The sequence below is a fragment of the Microbacterium sp. AG790 genome (assembly GCF_003634765.1).
In the GTDB taxonomy this organism is placed as follows: Bacteria; Actinomycetota; Actinomycetes; order Actinomycetales; family Microbacteriaceae; genus Microbacterium.
Window position 1 is genome coordinate 321,223 of the sequence record NZ_RBWZ01000008.1, and the last position, 21,944, is coordinate 343,166.

The 21,944-nt window shown below is 67.6% G+C and carries 19 protein-coding genes; 8 read left to right on the top strand and 11 right to left on the bottom strand.

The window, feature by feature from the left end:
* Window positions 1–17: 17 nt before the first annotated feature.
* A complete protein-coding gene (locus DEU37_RS09440; RefSeq protein WP_121190459.1) occupies window positions 18–698 on the top strand; it encodes a TetR/AcrR family transcriptional regulator in 681 nt (226 codons plus the stop codon).
* 74 nt (window positions 699–772) lie between these two features.
* Window positions 773–1,201 carry a hypothetical protein gene (locus DEU37_RS09445; protein ID WP_259457233.1) on the top strand — a complete coding sequence of 143 codons (429 nt, stop codon included), beginning with the start codon at window positions 773–775 and terminating at the stop codon, window positions 1,199–1,201.
* 7 nt (window positions 1,202–1,208) lie between these two features.
* On the opposite strand, the gene dxs is transcribed toward DEU37_RS09445, so the two are convergent.
* From dxs to dut, 5 genes are all read right to left on the bottom strand, one after another.
* The gene (gene dxs / locus DEU37_RS09450) at window positions 1,209–3,188 is read right to left on the bottom strand and encodes a 1-deoxy-D-xylulose-5-phosphate synthase (protein ID WP_121190461.1); all 1,980 of its coding nucleotides are present in this window, start codon (window positions 3,186–3,188) and stop codon (window positions 1,209–1,211) included.
* An 86-nt stretch (window positions 3,189–3,274) separates the two neighbouring features.
* On the bottom strand, window positions 3,275–6,112 hold the full coding sequence (locus DEU37_RS09455) for an aconitate hydratase (RefSeq protein WP_121190462.1): 2,838 nt from the start codon (window positions 6,110–6,112) through the stop codon (window positions 3,275–3,277).
* Window positions 6,113–6,314: 202 nt separating this feature from the next.
* Entirely contained in the window at window positions 6,315–7,073 is a 759-nt protein-coding gene (locus DEU37_RS09460) for a DUF3159 domain-containing protein (RefSeq protein ID WP_121190463.1), read from the bottom strand.
* Window positions 7,070–7,654, bottom strand: a complete 585-nt coding sequence (locus tag DEU37_RS09465) for a DUF3710 domain-containing protein (RefSeq protein WP_121190464.1) — start codon at window positions 7,652–7,654, stop codon at window positions 7,070–7,072. Before DEU37_RS09465 ends, DEU37_RS09460 begins: the two co-directional genes overlap by 4 nt.
* A complete protein-coding gene (gene dut / locus DEU37_RS09470) occupies window positions 7,651–8,100 on the bottom strand; it encodes a dUTP diphosphatase (RefSeq protein ID WP_051498858.1) in 450 nt (149 codons plus the stop codon). Before dut ends, DEU37_RS09465 begins: the two co-directional genes overlap by 4 nt.
* A 12-nt stretch (window positions 8,101–8,112) precedes the next feature.
* On the opposite strand from dut, the gene DEU37_RS09475 reads away from it, so the two are divergent.
* Window positions 8,113–8,589 (top strand): DUF3093 domain-containing protein, encoded by a 477-nt coding sequence (locus tag DEU37_RS09475; protein WP_121190465.1) that lies wholly within the window; start codon window positions 8,113–8,115, stop codon window positions 8,587–8,589.
* Window positions 8,590–8,632: 43 nt separating this feature from the next.
* Here DEU37_RS09475 and DEU37_RS09480 read toward each other — a convergent pair whose 3' ends face one another.
* Window positions 8,633–8,923 carry a DUF4193 domain-containing protein gene (locus DEU37_RS09480; RefSeq protein ID WP_005049487.1) on the bottom strand — a complete coding sequence of 97 codons (291 nt, stop codon included), beginning with the start codon at window positions 8,921–8,923 and terminating at the stop codon, window positions 8,633–8,635.
* Window positions 8,924–9,170: 247 nt separating this feature from the next.
* Here DEU37_RS09480 and sepH point away from each other — a divergent pair, with 247 nt between their 5' ends.
* Window positions 9,171–10,211, top strand: a complete 1,041-nt coding sequence (gene sepH / locus DEU37_RS09485; protein ID WP_121190466.1) for a septation protein SepH — start codon at window positions 9,171–9,173, stop codon at window positions 10,209–10,211.
* Window positions 10,212–10,241: 30 nt separating this feature from the next.
* Here the strand turns inward: sepH and DEU37_RS09490 are convergent, their stop codons facing one another.
* Window positions 10,242–11,378, bottom strand: coding sequence for an alkaline phosphatase family protein (locus DEU37_RS09490; RefSeq protein ID WP_121190467.1), 1,137 nt, complete (start codon window positions 11,376–11,378; stop codon window positions 10,242–10,244).
* 72 nt (window positions 11,379–11,450) lie between these two features.
* Between DEU37_RS09490 and DEU37_RS09495 the strand changes: the two genes are divergently transcribed.
* On the top strand, window positions 11,451–13,895 hold the full coding sequence (locus tag DEU37_RS09495; RefSeq protein WP_121190468.1) for a DNA topoisomerase (ATP-hydrolyzing) subunit A: 2,445 nt from the start codon (window positions 11,451–11,453) through the stop codon (window positions 13,893–13,895).
* Window positions 13,896–13,903: 8 nt separating this feature from the next.
* On the opposite strand, the gene DEU37_RS09500 is transcribed toward DEU37_RS09495, so the two are convergent.
* Window positions 13,904–14,566, bottom strand: coding sequence for a response regulator transcription factor (locus DEU37_RS09500; RefSeq protein ID WP_005049481.1), 663 nt, complete (start codon window positions 14,564–14,566; stop codon window positions 13,904–13,906).
* Window positions 14,567–14,773: 207 nt separating this feature from the next.
* On the opposite strand from DEU37_RS09500, the gene DEU37_RS09505 reads away from it, so the two are divergent.
* Complete coding sequence (locus DEU37_RS09505) at window positions 14,774–15,943, top strand: sensor histidine kinase (protein ID WP_121190469.1); 1,170 nt, start codon at window positions 14,774–14,776, stop codon at window positions 15,941–15,943.
* A 311-nt stretch (window positions 15,944–16,254) separates the two neighbouring features.
* On the opposite strand, the gene DEU37_RS09510 is transcribed toward DEU37_RS09505, so the two are convergent.
* A complete protein-coding gene (locus DEU37_RS09510; protein ID WP_396652197.1) occupies window positions 16,255–18,327 on the bottom strand; it encodes a type IIA DNA topoisomerase subunit B in 2,073 nt (690 codons plus the stop codon).
* Window positions 18,328–18,519: 192 nt separating this feature from the next.
* On the opposite strand from DEU37_RS09510, the gene DEU37_RS09515 reads away from it, so the two are divergent.
* Window positions 18,520–18,738, top strand: a complete 219-nt coding sequence (locus DEU37_RS09515) for a hypothetical protein (RefSeq protein WP_005049478.1) — start codon at window positions 18,520–18,522, stop codon at window positions 18,736–18,738.
* Window positions 18,739–18,798: 60 nt separating this feature from the next.
* On the top strand, window positions 18,799–19,824 hold the full coding sequence (locus DEU37_RS09520; protein WP_121190470.1) for a sugar-transfer associated ATP-grasp domain-containing protein: 1,026 nt from the start codon (window positions 18,799–18,801) through the stop codon (window positions 19,822–19,824).
* 66 nt (window positions 19,825–19,890) lie between these two features.
* Here the strand turns inward: DEU37_RS09520 and DEU37_RS09525 are convergent, their stop codons facing one another.
* Entirely contained in the window at window positions 19,891–20,592 is a 702-nt protein-coding gene (locus DEU37_RS09525; protein WP_121190471.1) for a coenzyme F420-0:L-glutamate ligase, read from the bottom strand.
* A complete protein-coding gene (locus tag DEU37_RS09530; protein WP_121190472.1) occupies window positions 20,589–21,920 on the bottom strand; it encodes an RNA polymerase sigma factor in 1,332 nt (443 codons plus the stop codon). The genes DEU37_RS09525 and DEU37_RS09530 overlap by 4 nt, the downstream gene beginning before the upstream one ends.
* Window positions 21,921–21,944: the final 24 nt, after the last annotated feature.

Here is a 21,944-nt window from a genome sequence, read left to right on the forward strand (position 1 = left end):
TGTGATATTTTCCGAACATGTTCACTTCTAAAGGGCCGGCGTCCACGAAAAGCGAACGCACGCGTGCCCGGCTTCGCGAGGTGGCGCTCGCCTCGTTTCGCGAGCGCGGATACGAAGCGACGACCATGCGCCTCATCGCGCAGGAGGCGGGCGTGTCGGTGGGTAACGCCTACTACCACTTCGCCACCAAGAACGACCTGGTCCAGGAGCTGTACCTCGACGTGCAACGCCGCCATCGGGCGGCGGCCGAACCGACCCTCGCTGACACGGACGATCTCGTCGAACGCATCGCCATCGTCTACCGCACCGGGCTCGACGAGCTCACGGCGTACCACGAGCATGCGGCCCAGTTCCTCTCTGCCGCCGTCTCCCCACGCTCGGAGATCAACCCGCTCGCCGAGGCATCCGGCGAGGCGCGCGCCATCACGGAAGCACTCTTCGGGGAGGCGGTGGACGGCGCACGTTCCGGAACCGTCCCGAGCGATCTCCGTCAGGCGCTGCCCACGGTGCTCTTCCTCGGGCATCTCCTGCTGGCGCTCTTCTGGGTCTACGACCGCTCCGAGGGGCAGGAGCGCACACGACGACTCCTCGATCGCGGACTCGCACTGCTGCGGACCACGCTGCCGCTTGCGCGACTGCCCATCGTGCGTGGCGTCGTCCGCGAGCTTCTGGAGCTCATCGCCGAGGCCGGGCGGTGAACCCTCCGTCGGCAGCGGGCGCGTTCACGCGCGACCAGCTGTGGCGCGGTGCGCTGCACGCCTGGCTCGGGTTCGTGACGCTGCTCACGATCGCTGCTTTCGTGTGGGCAGCGTTTGCCAGCATGAGGCCCTTCACCCCGCCAAGCGTCGGCGCGGCGGTCTACGCTGCCGGCTGGGTCGCCGCTGTCGGCGGCGTCGTCTCGATCTTCGTGACCGTCCTGGGACTGCCCGTCGCCGCGCTTGTCGGCTATGCGCTTCGCGGCGTGCGTCGCCGATGGGTTCATCTCAGTGCGTTCGCTGCCTTCGGTATCGCCATCGGTGCGGCGGTGGTGAGCATCTTCACTGCGATGTCGCGACCGGCGATGCTCGATCCTGTGATGGTCGGCGTTGTCATCGCGGTGTGCGCGGGCGCGACGGTCTACGGCCGATGGCAGGCCGACCGAACGCCGAATCGACGTGATCCCCCGATCGAGGAGGAGGAGGATCGCCCGCGCCGCGGCTGACTCCGGCTCAGCCGCGTCCATCGCCGTGGTCGGCGTGCTCCGAGTTGTCGGCGCCGCCACGCACGGTCCAGATTGCGCCCGTTTCGGTCGAGGGGCGGGCGATCGGAATGCGGGTGCCGAGCACCTGCGCGACGACGTCCTGCGCGATCTTCGCCGCCGACAGACCGGCATCCTCGAGGATCTGCTCCCGGCTCGCGTGATCGATGAAGGCATCGGGCAGGCCGAGCTCGTCGACCGCCGTGTCCACGCCCGCCTCACGCAGCACCTGACGCACGCGCGTTCCGACACCACCCACGCGGATGCCGTCCTCGATCGTGATCACCAGGCGATGGGCGGCAGCGAGCTTCACGATCGAGGGCTGCACGGGCACGACCCAGCGCGGGTCGACGACGGTCGCTCCGATCCCCTGGGCACGGAGGCGCTCGGCGACCTCGACCGCGAGCTGCGTCATCGGGCCGATGCCGACGAGCAGGACATCCTCGGCGCCGTCCTGCCACAGCACGTCGACGCCGTCGGAGAGGCGTTTGAGGGCCGGCTGATCCACCGCGACGGCGCCCTTCGGGAAGCGGATCACCGTGGGCGCGTCATCGACGGCGATCGCCTCGTCGAACTCCTCCCGCAACCGCGCCTCGTCGCGGGGCGCGGCGATGCGGATGCCGGGCACCAGCTGCAGCATCGCGAGATCCCACACACCGTGGTGGCTGGGGCCGTCGGGGCCGGTCACACCGGAGCGATCGAGAACGAACGTCACGCCCGCGCGATGCAGGGCCACATCCATCAGCACCTGGTCGAAGGCGCGGTTCATGAACGTCGCATAGATCGCGACCACCGGGTGCAGTCCGCCGAAGGCGAGGCCCGCCGCCGAGGCCACCGCGTGCTGCTCGGCGATGCCCACGTCGTAGACGCGGTCGGGGAAGCGCTGCGCGAACGGCTGCAGGCCCGTCGGACGCAGCATCGCCGCCGTGATCGCGATGACATCGTCGCGGCGCTCCCCCGCCGCCACGAGTGCGTCAGCGAAAGCGTCGGTCCAGGCGACGGCATCCGAGGAGCCCAGCGGCTCGCCCGTCGCCGGGTCGATCTTGCCGACGGCGTGGAACTGATCGGCCTCGTCGTTGCGCGCGGGCTCGTAGCCGCGGCCCTTCTCGGTGATGACGTGCACGATCACCGGGGCGCCGTAGTCCTTGGCCAGCTGCAACGTCTCCTGCAGTGCGACGAGATCATGCCCGTCGATCGGACCGAGGTACTTGATGTCGAGGTTCGAGTACAGCGCCTCGTTGTTCGAGAAGCGCGAGAGGAATCCATGCGTGCCGCCGCGTACACCGCGGTAGACGGCGCGCCCCATCGGCCCGAGGCGGCGGAAGAAGGATGCCGAGCTCTTGCGCAGGCTCTCATACCCCTCGGTGGTGCGCACGCGGTTCAGGTAGCGCGCCATGCCGCCGATCGTGGGCGCATAGGAGCGCCCGTTGTCGTTGACGATGATGACGAGGTTGCGATCGTTGTCGTCGGAGATGTTGTTCAGCGCCTCCCAGGTCATCCCGCCGGTGAGCGCGCCGTCTCCGACGACCGCGACGACGTGGTGATCCTTGCGTCCGGTGCGCGTCAGGGCTCGCGAGATGCCGTCAGCCCAGCTGAGGGAACTCGAGGCGTGCGAGGACTCGACGACGTCGTGCACGCTCTCCGCCCGCTGCGGGTAGCCGGCGAGGCCTCCGCGCGAGCGCAGCCCGCGAAAGTCCTGGCGCCCGGTCAGCAGCTTGTGCACGTACGACTGGTGACCCGTGTCGAACACGAAGGGATCATTGGGTGAGTCGAAGACGCGGTGCAGAGCGATGGTCAACTCCACCACACCGAGATTCGGTCCGAGATGGCCTCCCGTGCGCGCGACGTTCTCGACGAGGAAGTCACGGATCTCCTGCGCGAGCTGCTCGAGCTGCTCGGCGGTCAGGGAGTCCAGGTCGCGCGGACCCGTGATCGAAGCGAGCAGACTCATCCTCCGAGTCTACGTCTCGCCAACGCCGACGCCCCGGCATCGGCGTCCCCTTGCGGGGACCGATGCCGGGGCGTTATAACCGGCGCTCAGACGAGCGAACGCAGCACGTACTGCAGGATGCCGCCGTTGCGGTAGTAGTCGGCTTCACCGGGGGTGTCGATGCGCACCTTGGCGTCGAAGACGATCGTCTCCTTGCCCTCCGGCGAGAACTCGCTGGGTGCCGCGGTGACCTTCACCGTCTTCGGGGTGACCCCTTCGTTCAGCTGCTCCAGGCCCTCGATCGAGACGATCTCGGTACCGTCGAGACCGAGCGAGGCCCAGCTCTGGCCCTCGGGGAACTGCAGCGGGACGACGCCCATGCCGATGAGGTTGGAGCGGTGGATGCGCTCGAAGCTCTCGGTGATGACGGCCTTGACGCCCAGCAGCGACGTGCCCTTCGCGGCCCAGTCGCGCGACGATCCCGAGCCGTACTCCTTGCCGCCGAAGACGACGAGCGGGGTGCCCTCGGCGCGATAGTTCTCGCAGGCGTCGAAGATGTAGGACTGCGGGCCGCCCTCCTGCGTGAAGTCGCGGGTGAAGCCGCCTTCGACGATCTGACCGTCGTTGACCGCGGCGACCAGCTCGTTCTTCAGGCGGATGTTCGCGAAGGTGCCGCGGATCATGACCTCGTGGTTGCCGCGGCGCGATCCGTAGGAGTTGAAGTCCTTCTGCGCGACGCCGTGCTCGGTGAGGTACTGGGCGGCGGGGGTTCCGGCCTTGATGTTTCCCGCGGGCGAGATGTGGTCGGTGGTGACCGAGTCGCCGAGGGTCGCCATCACCCGTGCGCCGTGGATGTCGCTCACCGGGGTGAGGTCCATCGACATGCCCTCGAAGTACGGCGCCTTGCGGACATAGGTCGAATCGGCATCCCACTCGAAGATGGGGCCCTCGGGGGTGGGCAGGCTCGTCCAGCGCTCGTCACCGTCGAACACGGTGGCGTACTGCTTGATGAACTGGTCGCGCGAGATCGACGAGTCGATGACCTCCTGGACCTCGTCCGGCGAGGGCCAGATGTCCTTGAGGAACACGTCGTTGCCCTCGGCATCCTTCCCGAGCGGATCGGTCTCGAAGTCGAAGTGCATCGATCCGGCGAGGGCATATGCGACGACGAGGGGCGGCGAGGCGAGGTAGTTCATCTTCACGTCGGGGCTGATGCGGCCCTCGAAGTTGCGGTTGCCCGAGAGCACCGCCGTGACGGCGAGATCGTTCTCGTTGATCGCCGCCGAGACCTCTTCGATGAGGGGTCCCGAGTTGCCGATGCAGATGGTGCAGCCGTAGCCGACCGTGTAGAAGCCGAGACCTTCGAGGTCCTTGTCGAGGCCGGACTTCTCGTAGTAGTCGGTGACGACCTTCGAACCGGGGCCGAGCGTCGTCTTGACCCACGGCTTCTGCTTGAGGCCCTTGTTGCGCGCCTTGCGGGCGAGCAGGCCGGCGGCGATCATCACCGACGGGTTCGACGTGTTGGTGCACGAGGTGATCGCGGCGAGCGTCACGGCGCCGTTATCGAGCAGGTAGGAGTCGCCCGCGGGCGACGTGACCGGCACCGGGTTGGATGCCGTGGCCGGCGCACCGCTGGAGATGTGCACGTCGCGCGTCTCGGGCTCCTCCTCGCCCGGGGTGGAGCCGGGGTCGGAGGCGGGGAACGAGTGCTTCGAGTCGAGGTCGACGATCGAGTTCGAGACCGACGGCGTCGTGTAGTTGACGATGTCCTTCTCGAACTGGGTCTTCGCCTCGCTGAGCAGGATGCGGTCCTGGGGACGCTTCGGGCCGGCGATCGACGGCACGACCGTCGAGAGGTCGAGCTCCATGTACTCGCTGAAGACCGGCTCGCTGTCGGCGTCGTGCCAGAGCTTCTGCTCCTTGGCGTACGCCTCGACGAGGGCCACCGCCTGCTCGTCGCGACCCGTGAGGCGCAGGTACTCCAGCGTGACGTCGTCGATGGGGAAGATCGCCGCGGTCGAGCCGAACTCGGGGCTCATGTTTCCGATGGTGGCGCGGTTGGCAAGCGGGACGGAGGCCACGCCGGCGCCGTAGAACTCGACGAACTTGCCGACGACGCCGTGCTTGCGGAGCATGTCGGTGATGGTGAGCACGACGTCCGTCGCCGTCACGCCGGCGGGGATGTCGCCGGTCAGCTTGAAGCCGACGACGCGCGGGATGAGCATCGAGACGGGCTGGCCGAGCATCGCGGCCTCGGCCTCGATGCCGCCGACGCCCCAGCCGAGCACGCCGAGGCCGTTGACCATGGTGGTGTGCGAGTCGGTGCCGACGCAGGTGTCGGGGTAGGCGCGCAGCACCCCGTCGCGGCCGGTGCGGTCGTAGATGACCTTCGCGAGGTGCTCGATGTTCACCTGGTGCACGATGCCGGTTCCCGGCGGGACGACCTTGAAGTCGTCGAACGCGGTCTGACCCCAGCGCAGGAACTGGTAACGCTCGCCGTTGCGCTCGTACTCGATCTCGACGTTGCGCTCGAGTGCGTTCTCGGTGCCGAAAAGGTCGGCGATGACGGAGTGGTCGATCACCATCTCCGCCGGCGACAGCGGGTTGATCTTCGCCGGGTCGCCGCCGAGGGCCGTGACGGCCTCACGCATGGTGGCGAGGTCGACGATGCAGGGCACGCCGGTGAAGTCCTGCATGACGACGCGCGCCGGGGTGAACTGGATCTCGGTGTCGGGCTCGGCGTCGGCATCCCAGTTGCCGAGGGCCTCGATCTGCGACTTCGTGACGTTCGCGCCGTCCTCGGTGCGAAGCAGGTTCTCGAGGAGCACCTTCAGGCTGAACGGGAGCTTCTCGTAACCGGCGACGGTGTCGATCCGATAGATCTCGTAGTCGGTGCCACCGACCGTGAGGGTGCTCTTGGCTCCGAAGCTGTCAACAGTGGACACGTCTGCTCTCCTTCGTTGGGAGTTCCTGAGGCCGCGGGCTCAGTCGGTCGGCGGGGTCAGGGTCGGGCATGGACGGCCGTCGCCTGACTCTCCATCTTCCCCGCCGCCGCGGCGGCGGGCTAGTGAGGTTGTCCTTACCCGACGATGTCGACATGGGCGCATCGAGGGCGGAGGAATTTATCTTGATATCAAGATAAATCTATCACGCCGCGGATGCCGAGTCGGTCTCGTGCGGGCGGGGGTAGACAGCCCGAACGGCGAGCCAGGTGACGGCGACGAGCGGGGCGAACAACGGCAGGCCCATCACGAGCTTGAGAGTGCCGAGGGTCGTCACATCGCCGGCGAAGTAGAAGGGCAGCTGCACCGCGAGGCGCAGGTAGAACAGTGCGGCCCAAGCGATCGCGAGCCAGAAGAACACACGGCGCTTGCGCGGATCGACGCGCCACCGCGTGCCTTCGTTCATGAGGAAACCCACGGCCAGCCCGATCAGGGACCAACCGACCAGCGCCGAGACGAGGAATGCGGTCCCATAGGCCGCGTTGGTGATCAGGCCGGGAACGAAGTTGTCCTGTCCTCGCCCGGTCCACAGGGCCAGGACCGCGGCCGCACCGGTCGCAATGAGTCCTCCCAGTGCGGCACTGACGGGCGAGCGCTGGAGGAGGCGGACGATCGTGAAGATCGCCGCTGCGCCCACGGAGATCGCGAGCGAGAGCGCGAGGTCGGCCGTGGTCGTGAACAGCACGACGAACGCGAGTCCGGGAAGCACGCTCTCCAGCACGCCCCGCCAGCCGCCCATGGCGGCCCAGACGACGTGTCCGGTGTGCGACTGTCGGGACGGATCGAGGCCGGCCCGTCGCGCCGCATTGCCCAGTGCGCTTCCGAGAAGATCCGACGCCGACGGTGGTGGCGGCGTGAGCGGATCGGATGCCGCGTCCTCGGGCTCCTGCGCGGGCGAGCTCATGCGGTGCCGGGGGCAGCGGGCATCTTCAGCGGGATGAGATCGCGCGGCGGCATGGGGCTACCGCCGCGCACCACGACGATCGAGCGGAAGAGATCCTCCACGCGCGCAGCCGCCTCGACGTCGGTCGTGGCCGCTCCCCCGATCACACCGCGCAGGAACCAGCGGGGTCCGTCGACGCCGACGAACCGTGCCAGGCGCTTGCCGGCCACCGCGTCGGGCCCGCTCACCACGGGAACCTCCGCGAGCAGTTCGGCGCCGAGCGGGCCGTGGCGCTCCTCCACGCGCCCTCCCTGCTGGCGGATCTGCTGGCGGATCTGGTCGCGGGTCTCCTCCCACAGTCCGCTGGAGCGCGGGGCGGCGAACGGCTGCACCTGCAGGGTCGAATCGGCGTAGTCGAGCCCGACCGCGACGATGCGCTTCGTCTGCTCCTCGACTTCGAGGCGAAGGTTCAGTCCCTCGCGCGGAAGCACCTTGATGCCACCGAGATCGATGTAGGGGCGAACGGGGTTCGCCTCCGCCTCGTCGAAGGGACCCGTCGACGCGCGGTCGCCCGTGCCGGTGGGCTGCAGTTCATCGCTCATGCGGTGACTCCTGTCTGATAGCCCGTCGAGCCGAACCCGCCCTCGCCGCGTGCGGTGTCGGGCAAGTCGTCGACGGGGAGGAAGCGGACGCGCGGGACGGGCATGACGATGAGCTGTGCGATGCGGTCGCCCACGGCGATGTCGTACGCCTCGCGCGTATCGGTGTTCAGGAGCGCGACCTTGATCTCACCGCGGTACCCCGCGTCGATCGTTCCGGGCGCATTGACGATGGTGATGCCGTGCTTCGCGGCCAGACCGCTGCGCGGCACGACGAAAGCGGCGTATCCGTCCGGCAGGGCGATGCGCACGCCCGTGCCCACCAGTGCGCGGGCGCCCGGTTCGAGTCTCACGCTCTCGGAGGAGACCAGATCTGCGCCGGCGTCGCCGGGATGTGCGTAGACGGGAACCTGCGGCGCGATAATGGGAACGTCCACGGATTCGATCACTCCACGAGGGTAATGCACATCGCCGCTCCAGCCGCTCCCGTTTCCGACGTCCGCTACCGCGAACGGCTCAGTCCGTCGCTGTGGACGCTGCTCAGCTCGGCGGTGGTGGCGCCGATGGTCGCGCTCGTGTTCGTCCCGCTGGATCCGACCATCGCCCTCGCCGCGGGGATCGCCGTGGGTGCCGTCCTGATCTGCCTGCTCGTCTTCGCGTCTCCGGTCGTGGAGGTGCGAGGCGGCGAGCTGCGAGTCGGTCGCGCGCATATCCCGGTCGATCAGCTGGGCACCGCCGAGCCGTTGTGGGCGGACGAGGCGCGTGCTGCGCGTGGTCCTCAGCTGTCCGCGACGGCATGGCACATGTTCCGCGGCGGGATCGACCCCGTGGTCCGCGTTCCCGTCCTCGATCCCGGCGACCCCGTCACCGAGTGGGTGTTCGCGACGCGCACGCCTGCCCGGGTGGTCGCCGCGATCACGCGTGCGCAGTCGCGCTGAGATCAGCTCGACAGCGGGATCGGCTCTGCGGGGCCGAGGGTTCTCAGGCGCACTCGATACAGACGGCGCCGCCCGCGATCTCGTGGTCGATCTGGGTGCGGTGCTTCACGAGGAAGCACTCGACGCAGGTGAATTCGTCTTCCTGCGGCGGCAGGACAACCACGTCCAGCTCCAGGTCGGAGAGGTCGGCGCCGGGCAGCTCGAAGCCGGAGGGGTTGTCGGCATCCTCGACGTCGACGGCCCCAGACATCTTGTCGGGAACGCGCTCCTTCAGAGCCTCGATCGACTCGCTGTCGTCGTCGGTCTTACGGGGGGCGTCGTAATCGGTCGCCATGCTCTCAACTTCCAGGTGTGTTGCCAAAGTGCCGACTCGCGGCCGGGGGGACCGACGTGGGGCGGCGATAGTTTGCACGACGGGTTCGGATTTCGCAAATGATCGTCGTGTGCGTGCCCGCTTCCGGCGGGTGCGTCGCATGGAACTCGCGGCGCGCCCGCGATATTCCCGAGTGCGGCGAAGTGCTGTGACAGCATGGCCCCGGCAATCGAATCGTGCCCGAACAGGGAACGGGAGGGTGTTTCGCATGGAACAGCTCAAGGTGATCGGAACCGAGGAAGGTGTCCTCGTTCTCGCCACGGAGTCCGGCGAACGGTACGCGCTGCCGATCGACGAGACGCTGCGCAGTCAGCTGCGCCGCGCACAGCGCGACAACGAGCCGCGTGCGGCGCGACCGAGCCCTCGCGACATCCAGGCGCATATCCGTTCCGGTCTGTCGGCGCAGGAGGTCGCGGAGCTGCTCGGCGCTCGTCTGGAGGACGTGCAGCGCTTCGAGCGTCCCGTTCTCGCCGAGCGCGAGCACATCGTGGGCCAGGCGCTGGCCGTCCCGGTGCTGATCGCGGGTGAGCTCGATGCCGCAGCGCAGCCGACGTTCGGCGTCGCGGTGCGGGCGAAGCTCGCCGAAGCGGGCGCGAGCGGTGAACGGTGGACCAGCTGGAAGGACGAGGACGGCTGGGTCGTCAAGCTCGAGTTCACGGCGAACGAGGTCGACCACGACGCACGGTGGGGCTTCGACCCGCGCCGCAGCAGTCTCGCTCCGCTCAACGCCGATGCGACCCAGCTCTCTCGTCAGGGGTCGCTCCCCGAAGGACTGATCCCCCGCCTGCGCGCGCTCGATGCGTCGCCGCTGAAAGATGCGTCGCGGTTCGACTCCGGTGCGTTCGGCCCGCGGCGTCTGGACGCCGATTCCCTCGCTCCCGATGCGGACATCACGCGGCCGGACGTGCGCGTGCCCGTCGCGCCCGCGGTTCAGGATGCCGCGATCAAGCGCGCTCCCGACCACGCGGTCACATCGGCCGAGACAGCCGACCTCCTCGAGGCGCTGCGCCGCCGTCGCGGCCAGCGTGAGCCCATGCCCGCCGAGGAGTCGGCCACGGAGCGTCCGCACTCCCCCGTGGCCCTGTTCGACGCACTCGAGCCCGGCTACGACGAATCGGCGACGGATGCCGAGGACTCGGCATCCACGATGGAAGACACCGTCATCAGCGATTCGTCTCGCCGCAAGGGGCGCACCTCGATGCCGTCGTGGGACGAGATCGTCTTCGGAGCGCGCACCGAAGACGGGTGAGTCGCGTCGAGGTCGGCGCGGGACGGATGCTCAGCCCTTCGCGAGCGCGCCGAGTCTGATCAGCGGGACGATGCGTTCCTGATCTGTCAACGATCCGTGCTGGCCGATCATCCGCTGTGGCTTCTTGTCGGCCAGGCGGTCGTCGTAGTAGGCCACCGCGCCGCGGGCCGCGACGAGCACGTCGCCGATACGGGGACGGACGTCGGGGTGCACCGCGGCGCCGTACAGGCCGAGATCGATCGCTTCGTCGCGCGTCATCACCCACGAGCGCGACTGCTCGGCCTCACGCCAGCGCTCCGCGACGGCGTGCGACTCGCCGTCCTCCGTGTAGAGCTGCAGCATTCGAGGCTCCCCCGCCACCAGCCGCACACCCTGGAGCAGCGGATCGCCGTCCCGCAGCAGCACCTGCCGATGAGCCGGCACGTCGACCATGCCGTGGTCGGCCGTGACGAGGGCGCCGACACCCGGGGCGAGCAGAGCGTCGAACCGGCGAAGGTCCGCGTCGAGCTCCTCCAGTCCTTGCAGCCACTGCGCGGACTCCCACCCGTAGGCGTGTCCGAGGGTGTCGAGCTCCGGGATGTACACGTAGACCAGCGCGCCGGGGTGCGCGGCCGCGCGCGCCGCGGCAGCGGCGAGACGCTCGGACGGCGTCGCGGCGGCGACGAACTCCGCCCCGCGCTGGATCGCCCGCGTGAAGCCGCTGTCGCGATACAGCCCCTTGGTCACCACGAAGGTGGGTCGTCCGGCGTGGGCTTCCCGTTCGAGCAGGGGCGCCGAGCGCTGCCAGGTCATCGGGTCGAGTCCGTCGCTCTCCCACCCCTTGAGCTGGTTGGGCGCGATGTCGGTCCCCGGGATACGGGCGCGGTATCCGACGATTCCGTGGGCGCCGGCGTCGGTCGCCGTGAGAAGCCCGGTGAGGGCCGTGGCCGTCGTCGAGGGAAAAGTGCTGCGCGCGGCATCCTTCTTCGTCATCGCGCCCGTCAGAAACCGGGCGTGTCCGGCCCGGGCAGTGAGGTTCCCGCGACCGAGACCGTCGACGAGGATCAGGATCGCCGATCGGGCCGGCGCGAACCAGTCACCGTCGCCCGTCAGCGACGCAAGCAATTGCGGCACGATGGCGGTGAGGCTCCGGGCTGTGGGCGGGTCCGCGGGTAGGCTGAACGACATCGGGGCCAGTCTCGCACATGGCGCGCGGCCCCACTTCCCGGCCCACCCGAGCACCGAGGGAACCGCAGATCCATGGCAGCTTCGCGCACCGCGTCCATTCCTGAAGACCACGGCCGCATCGAGGATGTCGATGTCTCCGCCGAGATGCAGGACTCGTTCCTGGAGTACGCGTACTCGGTCATCTACTCGCGCGCTCTCCCCGATGCCCGTGACGGTCTCAAGCCGGTGCAGCGGCGCATCCTCTTCCAGATGGCGGACATGGGGCTGCGACCCGACCGGGGGCACGTCAAGAGCGCCCGCGTCGTCGGCGAGGTCATGGGAAAGCTGCACCCGCACGGCGACTCGGCGATCTACGACGCCCTCGTGCGCCTTGCCCAGCCCTTCGCGCTGCGCGTGCCCCTGGTCGACGGCCACGGCAACTTCGGCTCGCTCGACGACGGGCCCGCGGCGGCCCGTTACACGGAGGCGCGCCTCGCCCCCGCAGCCCTCGCCCTCACGGAGAACCTCGACGAGGACGTCGTGGACTTCGTTCCGAACTACGACGGGCAGTTCCAGCAGCCGGCGGTGCTGCCGGCGGCCTTCCCGAACCTCCTCGTCAACGGCGCCTCCGGTATCGCGGTGGGTATGGCGACCAACATGGCTCCGCACAACCTCAACGAGGTCGTCGCCGCTGCGATCCATCTGCTCGAGAATCCCGACGCCACGACGGCTGAGCTGATGGAGTTCGTCCCCGGACCGGACCTCCCCGGCGGCGGCATCATCGTCGGACTCGACGGCATCACCGAGGCGTACGAGACCGGACGCGGAACCTTCCGCACGCGGGCGAAGACATCGATCGAGTCGCTCGGCCCCCGCCGCACCGGCATCGTCGTGACGGAGCTGCCGTACATGGTGGGCGCCGAGCGCGTCATCGAGAAGATCAAAGACGCGGTCAACGCCAAGAAGCTCACGGGCATCGCGGACGTCAACGATCTCACCGACCGCAACCACGGCCTGCGCCTCGTCATCGGCATCAAGACCGGCTTCGATCCCGCGGCCGTCCTCGAGCAGCTCTACCGGCTCACCCCGCTCGAGGACTCCTTCGGCATCAACAACGTCGCCCTCGTGGACGGGCAGCCGCAGACCCTCGGTCTCAAGCCGCTGCTGCGGGTGTACCTCGATCACCGTATCCAGGTCGTGACGCGTCGCAGCCGCTACCGCCTCGCGCGCAAGCAGGAACGCCTCCACCTCGTCGAGGGTCTTCTCATCGCGATCCTCGACATCGACGAGGTCATCCAGGTCATCCGCGCCTCCGACGACACCGAGCAGGCGCGAGCGAAGCTCATGAGCGTCTTCGACCTGTCGCAGGTGCAGGCCGAGTACATCCTGGAGTTGCGCCTGCGGCGTCTCACGCGTTTCTCCCGCATCGAGCTGGAGTCCGAGCAGGACACGCTCAAGAAGGAGATCGCCGACCTCCAGGCTCTGCTGGCCAGCGATGTGCTCCTCCGGCAGCAGGTCGCCCGAGAGCTGGATGCCGCGGCCGAGACCTTCGGCACACCCCGTCGCACCCTTCTGCTCAACGGCGGACCCGTCGCGGCGCGCTCACGCAGCGCCGCAGCGGCAGACCTGCAGATCGCCGACTCCCCCTGCCGCGTGCTCTTGTCCGCGACCGGGCGGATGGTGCGCGCCGAACTCGGCGAGTCCGGCGAGATCGTCGCTCCGACGCGGCGGGCGAAGCACGACGGCATCCTGTCCGCTGTCGACACGACGACGAGGGGCGAGCTCGGCGCGGTGACGACGCGCGGCCGGCTGGTGCGCTTCTCGCCCGTCGATCTGCCGTCGGTGCCGGCCAATGCCGTCCAGCTCGCAGCGGGCACCCGCGCCGACCAGTACCTCGGTCTGGGATCGGGTGAGCACGTCGTGGCCGTCGTGCCGTTGGGTGAGGTCGTCATCGCGCTGGGCACCGCACAGGGAGTCGTCAAACGCGTCGCGACCTCGGAGCTCGCGCCCGGAAAGCACGAGGCCGAGATCATCGCGCTGAAGGACGGCGACCTCGTTGTGGGTGCGGCCGTGGCCCCCGACGGCGCTGAACTCGTCTTCGTGGCCTCCGACGCCCAGCTCCTGCGCTTCGAGGCCGCGAGCGTGCGGCCGCAGGGGCGCGCGGCGGGGGGCATGGCCGGAGTCCGCCTGAGCGCGGGAGCCTCCGTCGTGGCCTTCAACGTGGTGACCGAACCGGCCGATGCCGTGGTCGTCACGATCGCCGGTTCATCCCAGGCGATCGCCGGAACCGACGCGGGCAGCGCGAAGGTGTCGCTGTTCGAGGAGTTCCCGCCCAAGGGCCGCGCCACCGGCGGTGTACGCGCCCAGCGCTTCCTGAAGGGTGAGGACGTCCTCACCCTCGCCTGGGTCGGTACAGAGCCCCGTGGGCTGGCTGCAGACGGTGCTGTGCGCACGCTGCCGGACGCGGGGGCGAAGCGGGATGCATCCGGTCACCCTCTGGATGCCGTCGTCGCTGCCGTGGGCACGGCGATCGCCTGACGAGCGCGTCAGCCCAGGGACACGAGACCGTACTGGGTTGCACGGATCAGCACTTGGATGCGATCGCGCACACCCCACTTCGCCGTGATGCGACCGAGGTGTGACTTGACGGTCGCCTCTGACACGAACATCGCGGCGGCGATCTCGGCGTTCGACATTCCCTGGGCAAGAAGGGTGACCACTTCGAGCTCCCGTTCGGTGAGCTCCTCCTCTCGGCCCAGCTGGCGCGGCGCGGGAGGTTCGTTCTGCTGCACCGAGCTGACGAGTTCTTTCGCGACGCGTGGCGACAGCACGTAGCCGCCCTCGTGAGCCAGGCGCGCGGCGTCGAGGATGCGGTCGGGCGACGTGTCCTTCACCAGGAAGCCCGCGGCGCCGGCACTGAGCATCGGGACGATGACCCGCTCCGAGGAGAACGTGGTCAGCGCCACGATCTTGATCCCGGGAAACTCCCGCGTGAGGCGCTGGGTCGCCTCGATGCCATCCATCTTGGGCATCTGCACGTCCATGAGCACGACATCTGGGTGCGTGCTGCGTACCAGCGCGATGGCGTCGATGCCGTTGTCGGCCTCGCCGACGAGATCGAACCCGTCCGAAGAGTCCAGGAAGACGCGCAGTGCAGCGCGCACCAGCGACTCGTCGTCGACGATGATCACGCGAATCGGTTGGGTCACAGCACCATCTTACGAACCGCGCGATGTGCACTCTTTAGATCGATGTCGACGAAAGTCGCTATTGATGTAGCCATACGTCGGTCGTGCGCGATGACCTCTGTTTGAAGAATCGATTCGAGAGATTGCAGGAGGTGAAACACATGTGGTACTGGCTCGGACAGCTCATCGGCATCTGGAAGTGAGAGTTTCTCGCGAGATAATCGCGTTGTGACCTCCTTCCGCTCGGACATCGCGCGCTATGCGCGAACGCCCTTCTTGGACTATCTTGCCCTGAGCCCTTTGGCGAAGCGGATCCTGATCATCCTGGTCGCGGTGACCCTTATTCTTGACTCCCTCTTCCGTGCGACAAACGGTGGAAGCACCAGCGTCGTATCGGCGGTAGTGACCACGACAATCACACTGTCGGTTGCACTCTTTGTTTGGCGTCCGCCGATCGGAACATCAGTTCTCATCCTTGCGGCGGCAGCTGCGAGTGTGACTGGGGTGGCTGACAGTCTGCTGACAGCAGCAGTCATCCTCGGTTTGGTTGCCTTCACGTGCAGCCCCTTGTTGACGACCACGTACTTGTTGGCGTGGATCGCTTGGCTCGTGGCGATTGTGAGTAGACCCGGCTCAGGGTTTCAACCGCTCGGCGCGGTCATCATCGCGTTCCTCAGCCTCGTCAGTTTGATGATCGGGCTGGCTATTCGGCAGCAGTACGAAAGGGCGCGAACTTTGGCATTGCAACTCGAAGTGAGCGAGCGAGAGGTCGCGGAGCAGCTCAAACACGAACGAGACCTCATCGCCGACGAGCTGCACGACATCGTCGCGCACGAGATCACCATCGTCGCTCTGCACGCCGCGGTCTTGGACCGCACCGAAGACATGCAGACGCGGTCGCAGTCGCAGACGGCGATCCGCGAAGCGGCGGTTCAGGCGCTCACCGACATCCGTCGCGTGCTCGGGATGGTTCGCGGTGAAGAGAACCTCTCCCCCGAACGTGTGTCTTCGCCGGACGGGATCACGGGCACCATCGCTGCCGTCACGAAAGAACTCGGACAGGCGGGTATTGCGGTGACCGCGGATGTCCCCTCTGACCTGCGGCTGCCGAGTGCATCCCTGGTCGCTCTCACCCGCGTGATCCGCGAGAGTGCGACGAACGTGCTCAAGCACGCCACCGGCGCCCGCACCGTCTCCATCGTCCTTCGGGTCGAGCGTGGTTGGGTGCACCTCACCTTTACCGACGACTCGCCGCCTGCACGCACGGCGGGTCTGCCCGCGTCGGGTTACGGCATCATGCGTCTTCGTGAGCGCTTCCGACTTTTCGGTGGCACTTTCGAATCGGAACGAAAGTCCCAGGGCTGGGTCGTCAGCGCCTCACTTCCGCTCTCGGGCTGATCAGCACGACATTTCTGCGCACAGCGTCAAAGTAGACGAAAGTCGCAGTCGAATCCGCCGATGGTTCACGTTGGCGGCGCCTATGCGCGCCTAACCTTTTGCTAGCCGAAGAACTGATCCCCAGTCGGTTCTTCACAGGGCACGGCGCGAGACGTCCGTGATTTCGGGGACGAAGAGACCGTTCGGGGCTCGACGTCATCCGGATGTCCCCCGTAGCCGCGGCGATGGCCCGAGACCGAATCCCCCCAGATCGGTCTCGGGCCCCGCGTCTTTTTCGGCTCTGCGAGAGCGGGCCCGGATGAGGCCGGCGGTCAGGCGTCGATGGCCTCACGGTCGAGTCGGTCGCTGGAGGTGACGATGAAGTCGCGTCGCGGTGCCACATCGCTGCCCATGAGCAGTTCGAACACTCCCGAGACCGCCTCGGCATCCTGAACGCGTACGCGCCGCAGCAGTCGCCCCGCACGGTCCATCGTGGTCTCGGCGAGCTGATCGGCATCCATCTCGCCGAGTCCCTTGTAGCGCTGCACCGGCTCCTGCCAGCGCCGTCCCGACTTCTGCACCTTCGCGAGGAGAGTATGCAGCTCCTGCTCCGAGTACGTGTAGATCGTCTCGTTCGGCTTCGAGCCCGGATTGACCACGATGACGCGGTGCAGCGGCGGGACAGCCGCATACACCCGCCCCGCTTCGATGAGGGGGCGCATGTAGCGGAAGAACAGCGTCAGCAGGAGCGTGCGGATATGCGCGCCGTCGACGTCGGCGTCGCTCATCAGGATGATCTTGCCGTAGCGCGCCGCATCGAGGTCGAAGCTCCGACCGGACCCCGCCCCGATCGTCTGAATGATCGCCGCGCATTCCGCGTTGGAGAGCATGTCGCTGATCGAGGCCTTCTGGACGTTGAGGATCTTGCCGCGAATGGGCAGCAGTGCCTGATACTCACTGTTGCGCGCGAGCTTCGCCGTGCCGAGGGCCGAGTCGCCCTCGACGATGAACAACTCCGACTGCTCGACGTCCGAGGTCCGACAGTCGGCGAGCTTCGCGGGCAATGACGACGACTCGAGGGCGTTCTTGCGACGCTGGGTCTCTTTGTGCGTGCGGGCCGAGATTCGCGCCTTCATCTCGGACACGACCTTGTCGAGCAGCAGCGCGGTCTGCGCCTTGTCGTCGCGCTTGCTCGACGAGAATCGCTCGGCGAGCTCCTTGGCGACCACATTCGCGACGATGGCGCGAACAGCGGGCGTGCCCAGGATCTCCTTCGTCTGGCCCTCGAACTGGGGTTCGGGCAGTCGCACAGTGAGAACGGCCGTCAGACCGGCGGTGATGTCGTCCTTCTCGAGCTTCTCCCCCGCGCCGACCTTGAGGCGTCGAGCATTCTGCTCGACCTGGCCGCGGACGACCTTCATCAGCCCCTGCTCGAAGCCGGTCTGATGGGTTCCGCCCTTCGGCGTGGAGATGATGTTCACGAACGAGCGGCTGACGGTCTCGTACCCCGTCCCCCAACGCAACGCGATGTCGACCTCGCACTCGCGTTCGACCTCGGTCGGCACCATCGCCCCGCCGGCCTGCAGCACGGGAACGGTCTCGGTGAACGTCCCGGCCCCGGTCAGTCGCCAGGTATCGGTGATCGCGGCATCCGGCGCGAGGAAATCGGCGAACTCGGAGATGCCGCCGTCGTAGCGGTGCGTCGTCTCGATCGTCTCCTCGCCGCGCTGATCGACGATCGCGATCTCGAGGCCGGGGATGAGGAAGGCTGTCTGACGCGCCCGCTGCTCCAGCTCCTCGGCGTGGAACGTCGCGTCCTTCGTGAAGATCTGACGGTCGGCCCAGTAGCGGATGCGCGTTCCGGTGACGCCCTTGGGTGCCGTGCCGATGACGCGCAACTGCGAGGCCTTCTCGAACGGGGTGAACGGCGACTCCGGACCGGGGCCTGCGAACAGGCCGGGCTCTCCCCGACGGAACGACATCGCATAGGTCTTGCCGCCCCGGTCGACTTCGACATCCAGACGCTCGGACAATGCGTTGACGACGGAGGCGCCCACACCGTGCAGACCGCCGGATGCCGCGTAGGAGCCGCCGCCGAACTTGCCGCCGGCGTGCAGCTTGGTGAACACGACCTCCACACCGCTGAGCCCGGTTCGCGGCTCGATGTCGACAGGGATGCCGCGTGCGCGGTCGCGGACCTCGACGCTGCCGTCGGAGTGCAGGACGATGTCGATTCGCGAGCCGTAGCCGGCGAGGGCTTCGTCGACCGAGTTGTCGATGATCTCCCACACGCAGTGCATGAGCCCGCGGGAGTCGGTCGAGCCGATATACATGCCGGGACGCTTGCGGACAGCCTCCAGGCCCTCAAGCACCTGGAGGTGGTGGGCGGAATACTCGGCGGTCACAATCCTCAAGCGTATCCAGCCCCACGGACACCCCCGCCGCGACACACAGAAGCACCTCCTACCGCGGGCGATGGCGACGGGGGCGGGGTACGCGCACAGCGAAATGTGACCGGATCGCGGCATTGCTGAGCTCGCGGCGTGGTTGTATGTCATGACACCGCACCGCAACTCATGTACCGAGGAGGAACCGAAATGAGCATGTCGACCACCGCTGAGCCTGACGTCCTCGAGTACCGACTGACCGCGACGGATCGTTGCGACTCGTGCGGAGCCCAGGCCTACATCGCGGCCGAAGTCAACGGCAGCGAACTGCTGTTCTGCGCGCACCACGGACGCAAGTACGAAGAGAAGCTGCGCGCAATCGCGACGTCGTGGCACGACGAGACGGCTCGTCTGGCCGACGCGCGCTGAGCCCTCACACGTAGACTGGCGGAGTTCCCCTTTTCCGTCCGTCCCCGGAAGGACTCTGTCATGGCGCCTCGAGGCCTTCCTCTCCTGCACCGTTTCGAAGTGCTCTTCGAGCGTGCCCGCGGGCTCGATCTCGCATCGGTGCGTGAGAGGGCGCGTTTCACTGCGCGTGTGCACGGGAAGAGCTATCCGCTGGTGTTCGTCGACATGCTCTGGTCGGCGGCGCGCCATCGCGTCGGATTCAACGACTACATGGAGTTCGATTTCGCCATCCTGACGCGCGCCGAGCGGGCCACGTGGGTCACCAGTCCCCTGGCACTGGAGCTCTCGAACCGCTACGACGATCCGGCCCAGGTGCATCGCTTCCACAACAAGGTGGACTTCAATCGCGATTTCGATCGTTTCCTGGGCCGTGAGTGGCTCGAGCTCGTCGCCGGCAATGCTGACCAGCTCGCGGCCTTCGCCGAGCGGCATCCCGTGTTCATCGCCAAGGTCCCCGTCAGCAAGTCCGGACTCGGGGTGCGCCGCTACGACGCGAGCGCCGTCGCCGATTGGGAGGCGTTCCACGCTGAGCTGCTGGCGAAGGGCGAGGTCCTGATCGAAGAGCGCATCGTTCAGCATCCGGACCTCGAAGCCATCGCTCCCGGCACGGCCAACACGACCCGCGTCACGACCTTCGTCAAGGATGACGGAACGGTCGAGATCATCAACATGGCGCAGAAGTTCGGGCGCGGTCAGGTCAGCGACCAGGCGTCGTTCGGCGGGTTCTACACCGCCCTCCACGAAGACGGGCGCGCCATGGGGATGGGCTACTCGACGTCGGGCGAGCTCTTCGAGACCCACCCGGACACCGGCTTCCGCATCGCCGACTACCGGCTGCCGATGATGGACGAGGTGCGTGCGCTCATCACCGACGTGGCGCTGGTGATCCCCGAGGTGCGCTACGTCGGCTGGGACGTCGTCGTCACTCCGACCGGCCCGGTCCTGGTCGAGGGCAACTGGGGTGCGGGCGTGTTCGAGAACAAGCCCTCCGCGACGGGGATCCGCCACGGGCATCTTCCCCGCTACCGCGCTGCAATGGGTTTCTGATCACCGACGCGAAACGCCGGCGCCTCTCACGGAGGTCGCCGGCGTTTCGCACTTTTCAGCGCGGTGTCACGCTGCCCGGATGATCCCGAGGGGGGTGGACTCACGGCCCTGGCCCAGCGGGTTGTCCGCAAGGATGCGGACGAGCTGACGCTCCCCCGCCTTGTCGAGCGTCGAGCCGAGAATGTTCCCACCGATGTCGTTGATGTCGACGACGGCGACCTGCACGTTGCCGCCGAGCAGCGTCCGAACGCGCGCGGCAACCTCAGCCGGGCGCGTCGGGCCCAGAACGACGGCGCGGTCGTACGGCGGGATGGTGCCGTTGGTCGGACCGTCGATCGCGCGCGCCTTGTCGCCGGCGATGCGGTAGAAGTCGCCGCGGCGTCCGAACGCCTTCGTCACTGCGCTGATCGCCGCAGCGAAGAGGATCCGCGGGGTGCCGCACTCCCGGAGGGCCATCTCCATCGTCTCGGGCATGCCGAGCCCGATGCCGTAGGAGGTCTTCGTCACGTACTTCGACAGGAAGTGCGCCAGGCGGCGTGGGCGGATCTCGTCGAGCGTGTAGGAACGGCCCTGCGTGATCGCGACGATCTTCTCCGTGATGAACAGCAGGTCGCCGTCCGTCACCTGGTCGGCGGCGTACTCGGTGACCACCTCGTCGAGATCGTCACCGGGCATGACTACGCGCGTGCGGATCGGAATCCGTGCGAACGTCGTCCCCTCGATGGTGACGGTGAGCGCCTTGCCGTCGTTGGGAAGCTCCCCGCTCATTCGAGGTAGTCCCGCAGCGACTGCGATCGCGAGGGGTGTCGGAGCTTCGCCATGGTCTTCGACTCGATCTGACGAATGCGCTCGCGCGTGACGCCGAAGGTATCGCCGATCTGGTCGAGCGTCTTGGGCTGTCCATCACCGAGGCCGAAGCGCATGCGGATCACACCCGCCTCGCGCTCGCTCAGTGAGTCCAGGAGCGACTCGAGCTGTCGCTGCAGCATGGTGAAGCCGACGGCATCCGCCGGGACGACCGCCTCGGTGTCCTCGATGAGGTCACCGAACTCGCTGTCGCCATCCTCACCCAGGGGGGTGTGCAGCGAGATCGGCTCGCGCCCGTACTTCTGCACCTCGATGACCTTTTCGGGGGTCATGTCGAGTTCGCGGCTGAGCTCTTCGGGCGTGGGTTCGCGACCCAGGTCCTGAAGCATCTGGCGCTGCACGCGGGCGAGTTTGTTGATGACCTCGACCATGTGAACAGGGATACGGATCGTGCGGGCCTGGTCGGCCATGGCGCGCGTGATCGCCTGACGGATCCACCAGGTGGCATACGTCGAGAACTTGAAGCCCTTGGTGTAGTCGAACTTCTCGACCGCGCGGATGAGGCCCAGGTTGCCCTCCTGGATCAGATCCAGGAACTGCATGCCGCGGCCGGTGTAGCGCTTGGCGAGGGAGACGACCAGGCGCAGGTTGGCGCCGAGCAGGTGGCTCTTGGCGCGCTGGCCGTCGCGAGCGACCCACTGGAGGTCCAGCCCGAGCTGGCTCGACTTCTCCGACGCCGACATGTGCGAGAGCTTCTCTTCGGCGAACAGACCCGCCTCGATCCGCATCGCGAGCTCGACCTCTTCGGCCGCGTTCAGCAGCGGGACCTTACCGATCTGCTTCAGGTAGTCCTTGACCGGGTCGGCCGTCGCGCCGGTGATCTGCGTCGAGTAGACGGGAACATCGTCCTCGTCGCTCGAGGAAATGACAATGGCGCCCGTGGGGAGCGGCTCGGAGAAGGCAGGCTTCCTCGTGCCGTCCTCGTCCTCGTCGTCGTCCTCGCCCTTCTTGCCGGCGGCTCCGGTCGACGCCTCGGCAGCATCATCGCCCGACTCGTCGTCCGCGGCATCCTCGATGTCGGTGTCATCGAGCTCGACGTCGTCGTCGATCTCCTCGTCGTCGTCCGCGGTCTTCTTCGACGCCTTCTTGGGCGCCGCCTTCGCCTTGGCCGGAGCCTTCGACGTCGCCTTCTTGGCGGCGGTCGTGGTCGTCGCCTGTTCCGTGGCGGACTCCGTGGCTTCCTCCTCCTCGACCTTGCGGGAGCGGGTGGTCTTCGTGCCTGAGGTCACGTCTTGCCTTTCACCGACGCACGC